Here is a 9,976-nt window from a genome sequence, read left to right as displayed (position 1 = left end):
TGGGTCTGACTACTCGTCTTACTGCGCGCCCTTCTCGGGGCACCCCCTTGGCCAAAACACGCATACGCGCACTCCACGTCGAACGCCGGCCCCCCCCCCCCCGCCGCGCCGGCGCGCCGGAACCCCGGCCACGAGCGCGAAGTCCGGGACGTCCCGGGTCACCACGGCACCCGCCGCGACCAGCGCCCAACGACCCACGTGCACCGGCGCCACGCACACCGAACGGGCCCCCAGCGACGCCCCCTCGGCCACCACCACGGCCACGGCCTCCCAGTCGCCACCGCGCTTCAGCCTGCCCTGCGGGTCCACCGAACGGGGGAAGTAGTCGTTGGTCAGCACCGCCGCGGGCCCGACGAACACCCCGTCACCGAGCACCGACGGTTCGTATACGAGGGCGTAGTTCTGGAGCTTCACGTTGTCGCCGATCCGCACCCCCGGACCGACGTACGCTCCCCGGCCCACGATGCAGTCGCTGCCGAGGCGGGCGTCCTCCCGTATCTGGGCCAGATCCCAGACCGTCGTCCCGTCACCGACCGTGGCCTTCTCGTCGACCTGTGCGGTCGGCTGGATCCTGAAACTCACCGGGTTGAACCCTTCTTCTCGTCGAGCGGAGCGGGAGGCGCCGCCGCGACCCCCTCGCGGCAGACTCGGCTGGATCTGATCCCGGGCCGGCGCCGTGCCGGTCGAGGGCACATCCCGTCCGGAGGCTGCCCGGGCACCGCCAGAGGGGCGCGCTCCGTCGGCGATTCCCGCCAGGCGCGGTTATCGCGGTACCAAGTGACCGTCTCCGCAAGGCGGGTGGCGAAGTCCTGGCGGGACTCGTAGCGCAGCTTCGTACGCAGCTTGGCGCAGTCCTTCCGGGAGAACCGGTGTCGGCCGTAGTCGTTGGAACGGAGGGGCACCCGTACGTCCAGGCCGTGGGCGCGATGATGAGCGAGGGCGACCAGGTCGCTGGACGCCCTGGAGGCGGCGTACGGTGACCCGGCCGGACCGAACAGCGTGCGGACGTCATGCGAGCCGATGAAACCCGCGCCACCGCTCACCAGGATTCCGGTCGTCATGATGAGATCTGCACCTTGCTGTGGTCGCCGAGGACGAAGCGGTGGGCGGCAGGCTTGCGGGGCGCGGGAGTGACCTCGACGTTGCGGCCGATGAGGGAGGCCTCCACCCGCCGGACGCCGCTCAGCGAGGAGCCGCGCAGCACGATCGAGTACTCGATTTCGCTGTCCTCGATCCGGCAGTCTTCGGCTATCGAGGTGAAGGGGCCCACATAGGAGTCGGTGATCACGGTGTTCGCGCCGACGACCACCGGGCCCACGATCCGGCTGCCGGTCACCTTCGCCCCGGGCTCGATCCGCACCCGGCCGATGATCTCGCTCCCCTCGTCGACCGTGCCGTCGGTCCGGCCCTCGAGGGTCTCCAGTACCGAGCGGTTCACCTCGAGCATGTCGGTGACGTTTCCGGTGTCCTTCCAATATCCGGAGATAGTCGTGGAGCGCACATCACGTCCGGCGTCGATCAGCCACTGGATGGCGTGCGTGATCTCCAACTCGCCGCGCCAGGAGGGTTTGATCGAGCGCACGGCCTCATGAATCGCGGGGGTGAACAGATACACGCCCACCAGTGCCAGCTCGCTCTTGGGATGCTCGGGCTTCTCCTCCAGACCGACGACCTGGCCCGTCGCGTCCAGCTCGGCCACCCCGAACGCGGTCGGGTTCGTCACCCTGGTCAAGAGGATCTGTGCCTCGGGCCGCCGGCGGCGGAAGGCGTCCACCAGATCTGTGATGCCGCCGACGACGAAGTTGTCGCCGAGGTACATCACGAAGTCGTCCTCGCCCAGGAAATCGCGGGCGATCAGTACCGCATGGGCCAGCCCCAGAGGCGCCGCCTGCGGGATGTAGGTGACGTCGAGTCCGAACGCGGAACCGTCGCCGACCGCCTCCCGGATCTCCTCGGCGGTGTCCCCGACGATGATCCCGACTTGCGTGATACCCGCCTCTGCGATCGCCTCCAGACCGTAGAACAGCACTGGCTTGTTCGCGACAGGTACAAGTTGTTTCGCCGATGTATGAGTTATGGGGCGCAAACGGGTACCCGAGCCACCTGACAACAGGAGTGCCTTCACACAATCACCCTACTTACGGGGAAGTCGTGGACGAAGGGATTCCGCGTACGTTCTGTCCGTTCTGGAAGCCACCCCGGGCTGCATCGATCCGATTGAGACAACGACGGTCGTCCTTTCCGCCGCGGCGGCCGGTGTGTAACTCGGGTGACCGCGTGGCCGATCGGCGCTACGGTGCATCGGTGATCATCAATGAGGGGGCACGCCTGGGCGCGGAGGCCGCGCGGCGCCTGGCGCGGACGGGGCGATACGAGTTCGGGCCAGGGCTGACGGACGCGGAGTTCGCGCGCATCGAGCGGGAGTACGGGATCGAGTTCGCGGACGACCACCGCGCGTTCCTCGCGGCGGGCCTTCCGGTCAATGTTCCTCCCGAGGAGGGGCAGACCTGGCCCAAGCCGTGGCCGGATTGGCGCAACGGTGATCCGGACAGCCTGCGCGATCAGCTCGGCTGGCCGGTCGAAGGCGTCGTCCTGGACGTCGAGCACAACGGATTCTGGTACGAGGCATGGGGTGAGCGTCCGGCCGATACCGCGACGGCCCTGGCCACTGCACGGCGTCGTCTCGCTGAGGTGCCGCTGCTGGTGCCTGTGTACGCCCACCGGTACCTTCCGGCCGGCCGGGGCAGCTTCGGGCATCCGGTGCTCTCGATGTGGCAGACCGACATCATCTACTACGGGCTGGACCTGGCCGACTACATCCACCAGGAGTTCGACGAGGCACGGGGCGACGTCGGCGAGACCTGGGACCCGAGAGCAACGGTCCCGTTCTGGCGCGATCTCCTCTGAGTCCCGAAGCGGTTGCCGGCCCGGCGGGTGACGGGACGCGACCGCGGTCCGGATTGCTGCGGCACTTGGAGTCGCTCCCGTGGCCCTACCCGGACAGCAGGCAGGTCTTGATCCACGACCAGGACGACGACTGCTTCGGTCGGTGGACGATTGTTGACGGCAGGCTCGTGGAAGTACCTCTCCCGCGCACGGAGCGATTCCAACGACCGTCCCCTCCCGTCGAGGAGTTCCCGCTTGACCCGGGCTGCCCGATGCGGGCGGGTGCCGTGTCCTGCCTGAGCAGACCCCGAGTGACCACCGGGATCCTCCGGCCGCTGGTAGTGCGGCGATTGCCGGCGTGGGCGATGCCCGCCGCTGTCCGTGGTGTTGTCAGCCGTGGGTCGTGGCGGGGTGGTTGGGGTTGAAGGTCCGGCGGTAGGCGGCGGGCGGGATCCCGAAGGCGGTTCTCATGTGGGCGCGCAGGGAGTTTGCGGAGCCGAAGCCGGCCCGGTGCGCGAGCAGGTCGATGGGCAGGTCGGTGGTCTCGAGGAGCTGCTTGGCGAGTTCGAGGCGCTGAGCGGTGAGCCACTGCACCGGGGTCATGCCGGTCTCGTCGCGGAAACGGCGGGTGAAGGTGCGCAGGCTCATCCGGGCGTGTTCGGCGAGCTGCGTGAGGGCGAGCGGTTCGCCGAGGTGTTCGAGGGCCCATGCGCGGGTGGCGGTGGTCGTGGCCACGGTGGGTTCGGGGACGGGGCGGTCGATGTACTGAGCCTGTCCGCCGTCACGCCACGGGGGCACGACGCACATGCGGGCGGCGCGGTTGGCGGCGGCGGCGCCATGGTCGCGGCGGATGATGTGCAGGCACAGGTCGACTCCGGCGGCGACTCCGGCGGAGGTGAGGACGTCGCCGTCGTCGACGAAGAGGACGTCCTCGTCGACCTTGACGTTGGGGTAGGCGCTGCGGAACTCCGGGGCGAGGTTCCAGTGGGTGGTGGCCGGTCTGCCGTCGAGCAGTCCAGCCGCGGCGAGTACGTAGGAGCCGGTGCAGATGGACACCAGACGGGTGCCGGGCCGGATGCCTGCGATGGCGGCGGTGACCTCGGCGGGCAGGGGGCCGCCACGACCGAGTTCGGGCATGGCGTGGGTGGGCGGGAGGATCACGGTGTCCGCGGTGGCCAGGGCCTCGGGGCCGGCGGCGGGCTGGACGGTGAATCCGGCGTCGCTGGGTACGGGGGAGCCGTCGGCGGTACAGACGATGACGTCGTAGAGCGGGTGGCCGTGGGCATCCTGGGCGCTGCCGAAGACGCGGGAGGGGATGCCGAGCTCGAAGGGCGGCACGCCGGGCAGGGCGAGGACTGCGACCCGGTGTGGCCGGGGAGCCTCCTGCCTCCGGTTCCGCTCGTCGCTCGTGGTCGCCGGCTGCGTTTCGCTCATGGCCAGATCCTGTCACACAGTGGCCGGACGGCCAACACCATGAAGGGCCGGAGTGCCGGATCGTGGACCGCGTCGTCGCCGGGGACCGCCCGGCAGCGAGCCGATCGAGACGGAAAGAGCGAGGCGGACAGCATGCGTGCGGTGGTCGTGGAGCAGTGGGGCGGACCCGAGAACCTGGTGGCGCGGGAGGTTGAGCGGCCGGAGCCGGGTCTGAACGAGGTCCTGGTGCGAGTGCACGCGGCCGGAGTGAACCCGGTGGACTGGAAGACCCGGGCCGGCGGGGCGCTGATCGAGTGGGGCGAACTGCCGGCGGTCGGCTGGGACGTGTCCGGCACGGTCGAGGCCGTCGGTCCCGGCGTGGGGGTCTTCCGCCCCGGTGACGAGGTCTTCGGGATGCCGCTGTTCCCGCGGCAGGCGGGCGGGTACGCCGAGTACGTGGTGGCCCCGGCCCGGCACCTGGCCTTGAAGCCGGCCGGCCTTTCGCACGAGGAGGCGGCGGCGCTTCCGCTGGCCGCGCTGACCGCCTGGCAGGCCCTGGTGGACACGGCGGACGTGCGACCCGGCGAGCGGGTGCTGGTGCACGCGGCGGCCGGCGGGGTCGGCCACCTCGCCGTGCAGATCGCCAAGGCCCGCGGGGCGTACGTGATCGGCACGGCCAGTGCGGGCAAGCACGACCTGGTACGGCAGCTGGGTGCGGACGAAGTGGTCGACTACCGCGCGACGCGGTTCGAGGACGCCGTGTCCGACATCGATGTGGTGCTGGACGGGCTCGGTGGTGAGACGGCCGAGCGCTCCCTGAAGGTGCTGCGGGCCGGTGGCCGACTGGTCACCCTGCCCGGCCCGGACGACGTTCCCGCAGCACCGGACGAGGTGCGGGCCGTGTGGATGCTGGTCGAGCCCGACCACCTGGGCCTGCGCGAGATCGCCGCACTGGTGGAGCGGGGTGCGCTGAAGCCGGTCGTCGAGACGGTCCTGCCGCTGGAGGAGGCCGCGAAGGCGCACGAGATCGGCGAACGGGGCCGCACCACCGGCAAGATCGTTCTGACCGTCGCCTGATCCGCGGCCGCCGGGCGGCAGTGCGGAGCACACGCCTGCGCGAGCAGGAGCGGGACAAACCCCCGACCAGGCTTCCTGGTCGGGGGCTGTCCGTTTCCCGGCGCCGTGTGCCTGTGACCGGTGCGGTCCGGTCGCCGACGCTGTTGAAGGCCGGACGAGAGCGGCCGGGGCGGGTCTGTGGGTTTCGTCGGAGGCGCTTGTTCGGCCGTCGGCCGGCACCCTGCTGGTCGTTCGAACGATCACGCCTCACGGGTCCCGCCGGTCTCTTCGGAAATCTCCTGCCAGAGCCTTGTCCCCCCACCCCTGGATATCGATACTCGTCGTAACGATTCTTGGTGTGGGCGCCGAGGGTCGCGCGAGCACTCCTGCCCTCTTTCAACGGTTCCTCGACAAGCAGCGGATGCACTGCGGCTGCTGCGTGCCGGCTTCACGAGCCGTTTCCGTCCGGACGGGCGACCGCGGCTTCCGTCCGGTTGTCGAACCTGAGCCGGGCTCCAAGTTACAGACGACAACCGAACAGACTCCTCATGTGAAGGGGCACCCGTATGTCCTTCTCGCACTACCCCGTCAACCCGTCCGTGGTGTTCCCCTCGGAGGACCACTTGGCGGCTGACGGTCCGGAACTCGGCGAGCTCCGCCGCCTGGCCGCACGGTCGCGGCGGCGCTTCGTGATCGCCAACGGAGCCGTATTCGTCCTCGCCCTGCTTGTCGACTGCTCGTCAGGCGGACTTCCGGCGCGGCAGATCGCGGGCAGGCTCACTCTCGGCATGGGCCTCGGCCTTCTGCAGGCAGTGCTGCTGCTGGTGACCGCCTGGCGGCACGACCGGCTCTCCACCCAGCGCTACGACGTACGCGCGAAGATCCTGCGGGCCCGCGCAGACGCAGCACGAGGGCAAGGCGGCCTCCACGCGCGGGGCCACAGTCGGCCGGTCGACCCGACGGCATGGACGGGGATGACGTGGTGATGAGCGAGGTCGCGCTTCTCGAGGGGCCCGGCGCCAGCTTCCTCGGCCCCGGCGCGCAAACGGCCGTTCTGGTCTCGTTCCTGGCGTTCGCCGGACTTTCGCTGCTGCTGTGCGTGCTGGCCGCACCCGAGCGGGACGAGGTCGCCGACTTCTACGCCGCCAATCAATCACTGACGCCGTTTCAGGCCGCCATCGCCCTGGTGGGTGGCTACATGTCGGCGGCAACTCTGCTGAGCACCACCGGACTCGTAGCCGTTGTCGGCTATGACGGCCTGGCCCTCGTGCTGAGCACCAGCCTGGCCCTCGGTGTGCTGTTGATACTCGCCGGGCCGCTGCGCAACGCCGGTCGCTTCACCATCGGTGACATCCTCGCGCTGCGGATGCCGGGGGCGGCGCCGCGGATCGCGGCCGCGGTGGCCACCCTCGCCGTCTCGCTGCCCTTCCTGGTGGTGCAGTTGTCGGGTGTGGGGAGCGCAACCGCCCTGCTCATCGGCTTGGAAAACCCTGGCGCGCAGAAGGCCTGCATCGTCTTCGTCGGCACGCTGATGATCTGCTACCCCGTGCTGGGCGGCATGCGCGGCACCACCGTCGTGCAGATCCTCAAGGTCGTCATCGTCTTCGGCGCGGTGGCCGCGGTCGCCGTCCTCGTACTGAACCGCTTCCACTGGAACGTGAACACACTGCTCGCGGCCGCCGCGCGCGGCAGCGGGCGCCCGGACGTGTATCTGCACTCGGGGCTTCAGCTGGGCCAAGACCTCGCCGGGCGGCTCGACTTCTTCGGCACCCAGCTGACCGTCGTACTGGGCCTTGCCGTGATGCCGCACATGATCACGCAGATCAACTCCGTTGCCGACGGCGCGGCCGCCCGCCGTGCCTCCCGGTACGCCCTCACTGCGATCAGCGTCTTCTGCCTGCTCGTAGTGATCGCCGGGCTGGGCGCGGCCGCTCTGGTCGGCGACCGCACCATCACCGCGGTCGACCCGAAGGGCCAGATGTCACTGCTGCTGCTGGCCGGCGGGCTGGAAGGGGGCACCGCGAACGCTGCGGGGAGCGCTCTGTTCACCGCTGTGGCGTGCGCGGTGTTCGTCGCCGTCCTCGGGGTGGTCGCCGGTGCCGCGCTCTCTGCGGCCGCTGCGCTGGCCCACGACGTGCACGCGCACGCGGTACGCCGCGGCCGGCTCACGGAAGCGCGTGAGATCCGGTCGGCTCGCTGGTCCGGGGTGGGCATCGGCGTCCTCGGCATCGTCCTCGCCACCCTCTCGCAGGGCTACAACGTGAACTTCCTTTCCTCCCTCGCACTCGCCGTAGCGGCCTCCTCGGTGCTGCCCGCCGTCGTCTACACCCTCTTCTGGCGGCGGTACAACCGCACCGGTCTGTTGTGGACCGTCTACGGCGGCCTCGCGACCTCCATCGGACTGAATGTGTTCTCGCCAACGGTCTCCGGCACGCCCTTCGCGCTCTTCCCGCACAACGACTTCCACTGGTATCCGATGCAAACTCCTGGTGTGGTGTCGATACCGACGGCTTTCCTTCTCGGCTGGGCGGGCAGCGTCAGTGCACGCGGGCGCAGGGCCGACGACGGGCAGGGCGAACCCGGCTACGCGGAAGCGGAGTTCCGGATCCTCACTGGCGCCGGGGGCGACTGAACGGCGGTCCAGGCGGAGGAACGGCCTCCGGACTTCGAGCGATCGCGCAGGGGCGTTCCGTCTGGGCGACGGGCGGAACGGTCCGCACGCAGCCCGCAACCACGGGCCCCCGGTTCGCAGGTTCCCCGGTGACCGGCCGCTCGGACGACCAGATCCACCAGGTCCTCCACGAAGCGCGCGTAGGCAGTTCACGTTCCGCCAGCAGGCGGCACACCAGTGGCGCCGCCACCAATGTGGCGGCCGACCGGATGTCGACGTCGGGCCACACCTCGCCGCGGATGCGGGCATGCCGTCACCGTGACCGGCCCGTGCGCTTCGGTGGGCGGTGATGGGAAGACCCGGCGGACGCCAGGCCCCGCACGGGGCCCGGCGCGGGGTGATGGGACGTCAGCCGAGTCGCGCAGAAAGCGTGTTGATGTCGATGACAGCGCGTTGGAGGTCCCCTTGTGGCCGGTGACCCAGGTTGTCGATCGTCACGATGTTCATGTTGCGGGCCAGTTCGGGTGCCCGCCAGTCTGTCCGGAGCTTGGTGACCAGCTGGGGGTTCAGTCCGTTTGCCAGGTACATCAGGTAGTTGTCCCTCACGGAGGCCGGGAAGAAGGGGGAGAGCAACCGGATCAGGAACAGCTGAGGTATCTGCAGGTCCGGCTGGACGATGCTGGACAGCACGAAGAACCGGCCGGCGTCCGCTCCGGGGTCGCGGGCGAGAGCCGCCCGGTTGAGGGACAGCGTCTGGTCGTAGATCTGCTGCGGCGGACTGCCGTTGAAGAAGGACTTCAGGATCTCCCACCAGGAGGGGTCTCCTGCCGGGTAGCTCCCGCGGTCGGAGATGCTGTCCGCGTGCCAGGCCCACGGCTGGTCGACGCCCGCCGACGAGTCGATGAGTACGACGTTCTTCCCGGCCTTTGTGAAGTCGCCGTACGGGGAGGTGGGGGACAGCTCGGTCCGTGTCGCGACGCGTGCGCCGAACAGATCCCGCAGCCTGGTCAGCGGCTCGCTGAGGTCGGTGCCTGCCGGAGCGGCGGCCGACACGTCGATGAGGACGACTTCCGAGGGATGCGCGTCGATCCAGCGTTTGACAGAGGAGGCCTCACCCGAGCCGTCGTCGAAGAAGGGTCCACCCATCGGGGCGCCGTGGAACGTCCGCCACTGCCCGTCCTGGAGGCACAGCCGTAGGTCGAGATAGCGAGCCCCCTCGTCGAGTTGGCCGGTGAGGCTGCTGCTCTGGGCACGTGAGATGCTGGCGGCCAGCCGGGGATCGAGCGAGGCCACGTTGTAGGACCAGCCGCTGGTGCACAGGACGGGGTCGGCGGGGATGTTCCAGCTCCCGGAGTCGTGACTGCCGGGCATCGCGATCCGGTTCAGCGGCCGGTCGTCGAGGTAGGTGTGCATGTCGCCCATCCATCGCGACAGGTCCACCGTCGCGGCCGCGGTCCGGTCGCCAGGCGCGGCCGGAGCCGCCTGCACCGGTCGGCCGCCGATCACGACTGCCGCGATGGCCAGAACCAGGGCGGCCAGACCGGCCGCCGGACGCCGTAAGTGCGTGCCGTCCGTTCCATGTCTCATGGTCGTACGCCCTCCTTGGGGGAAGAGGCCGAGATCGGCCCCTGAGGGTAGAGGGCTGCGGCCGCGATTCCCAGAGAATCTCCCGTGGATGTGGAGGGCGACGTCCCCTGGCCCCTGCCCTGCCGTACCCGCTGGCCGCTTTGAACGGGAGCGTCGCGCAGACGAAAGTCCTCCCTGCGGCGAGTCCGCCGAGACGCACGAGTTCGCGGAGCCGCCGCCGAAGACGAAGGCAGCGGCGCAGAAGCAGCCTGCCAGGAAGTCCGCGGCGAAGAAGCAGGCCGTGAGGTCTTTCCATCATCGGTCTGAGCTGGCCAAATGCAGGGTGAGGACGGCCTGGACGAGGCAGGTGATCCGGGTGGTCGAGCACCGGAGCTTGCGAAGGAGCCGCCAGGACTTGAGGGTGGCCATGGCCTGCTCGACGAG

At 69.8% G+C, this 9,976-nt stretch carries 8 protein-coding genes and 2 pseudogenes; 4 read left to right on the top strand and 6 right to left on the bottom strand.

The window, feature by feature from the left end; translation table 11 throughout:
• Positions 1-18: 18 nt before the first annotated feature.
• The 3 genes and pseudogenes from ACFW2E_RS13480 to ACFW2E_RS13470 form a co-directional block, all read right to left on the bottom strand.
• Positions 19-582 carry an acyltransferase gene (locus ACFW2E_RS13480; protein ID WP_384465832.1) on the bottom strand — a complete coding sequence of 188 codons (564 nt, stop codon included), beginning with the start codon at positions 580-582 and terminating at the stop codon, positions 19-21.
• Positions 579-980 (bottom strand): annotated as a pseudogene (locus ACFW2E_RS13475) (hypothetical protein); the annotation flags it as partial. The pseudogene ACFW2E_RS13475 and the gene ACFW2E_RS13480, both read right to left, overlap by 4 nt.
• Before the next feature lie 77 nt (positions 981-1,057).
• On the bottom strand, positions 1,058-2,125 hold the full coding sequence (locus ACFW2E_RS13470) for a glucose-1-phosphate thymidylyltransferase (protein ID WP_384465830.1): 1,068 nt from the start codon (positions 2,123-2,125) through the stop codon (positions 1,058-1,060).
• Positions 2,126-2,304: 179 nt separating this feature from the next.
• On the opposite strand from ACFW2E_RS13470, the gene ACFW2E_RS13465 reads away from it, so the two are divergent.
• Positions 2,305-2,907 carry a hypothetical protein gene (locus tag ACFW2E_RS13465; protein WP_384465828.1) on the top strand — a complete coding sequence of 201 codons (603 nt, stop codon included), beginning with the start codon at positions 2,305-2,307 and terminating at the stop codon, positions 2,905-2,907.
• 369 nt (positions 2,908-3,276) lie between these two features.
• Here the strand turns inward: ACFW2E_RS13465 and ACFW2E_RS13460 are convergent, their stop codons facing one another.
• A complete protein-coding gene (locus ACFW2E_RS13460) occupies positions 3,277-4,320 on the bottom strand; it encodes a GlxA family transcriptional regulator (RefSeq protein WP_384465826.1) in 1,044 nt (347 codons plus the stop codon).
• 132 nt (positions 4,321-4,452) lie between these two features.
• On the opposite strand from ACFW2E_RS13460, the gene ACFW2E_RS13455 reads away from it, so the two are divergent.
• The 3 genes from ACFW2E_RS13455 to ACFW2E_RS13445 all read left to right on the top strand — a co-directional run bounded on the left by ACFW2E_RS13455 (position 4,453) and on the right by ACFW2E_RS13445 (position 7,987).
• Positions 4,453-5,376, top strand: a complete 924-nt coding sequence (locus ACFW2E_RS13455) for an NADP-dependent oxidoreductase (protein ID WP_384465824.1) — start codon at positions 4,453-4,455, stop codon at positions 5,374-5,376.
• A 545-nt stretch (positions 5,377-5,921) separates the two neighbouring features.
• Positions 5,922-6,341, top strand: a complete 420-nt coding sequence (locus ACFW2E_RS13450) for a hypothetical protein (protein ID WP_384465822.1) — start codon at positions 5,922-5,924, stop codon at positions 6,339-6,341.
• Positions 6,320-7,987: a cation acetate symporter gene (locus ACFW2E_RS13445; protein ID WP_384465820.1), complete on the top strand. Its 1,668-nt coding sequence runs from the start codon at positions 6,320-6,322 to the stop codon at positions 7,985-7,987. Before ACFW2E_RS13450 ends, ACFW2E_RS13445 begins: the two co-directional genes overlap by 22 nt.
• A 387-nt stretch (positions 7,988-8,374) precedes the next feature.
• Here ACFW2E_RS13445 and ACFW2E_RS13440 read toward each other — a convergent pair whose 3' ends face one another.
• Both ACFW2E_RS13440 and ACFW2E_RS13435 read right to left on the bottom strand, forming a co-directional pair.
• Positions 8,375-9,553, bottom strand: coding sequence for a hypothetical protein (locus tag ACFW2E_RS13440; RefSeq protein WP_384465818.1), 1,179 nt, complete (start codon positions 9,551-9,553; stop codon positions 8,375-8,377).
• A gap of 294 nt (positions 9,554-9,847) precedes the next feature.
• Positions 9,848-9,976, bottom strand: a pseudogene (locus ACFW2E_RS13435) (IS5/IS1182 family transposase); the annotation flags it as partial.

The organism is Streptomyces sp. NPDC058964, assembly GCF_042741275.1.
In the GTDB taxonomy this organism is placed as follows: Bacteria; Actinomycetota; Actinomycetes; order Streptomycetales; family Streptomycetaceae; genus Streptomyces.
The sequence above is the reverse complement of the archived record's forward strand: the minus strand, read 5'-3'. Positions and strand labels throughout refer to the sequence as shown.

Coding starts and splice junctions, on each gene's coding strand:
- ACFW2E_RS13440 (WP_384465818.1), bottom strand. CDS start 9,553: ATGAGACATGGAACGGACGGCACGCACTTACGGCGTCCGGCGGCCGGT.
- ACFW2E_RS13445 (WP_384465820.1), top strand. CDS start 6,320: ATGGACGGGGATGACGTGGTGATGAGCGAGGTCGCGCTTCTCGAGGGG.
- ACFW2E_RS13455 (WP_384465824.1), top strand. CDS start 4,453: ATGCGTGCGGTGGTCGTGGAGCAGTGGGGCGGACCCGAGAACCTGGTG.
- ACFW2E_RS13460 (WP_384465826.1), bottom strand. CDS start 4,320: ATGAGCGAAACGCAGCCGGCGACCACGAGCGACGAGCGGAACCGGAGG.
- ACFW2E_RS13450 (WP_384465822.1), top strand. CDS start 5,922: ATGTCCTTCTCGCACTACCCCGTCAACCCGTCCGTGGTGTTCCCCTCG.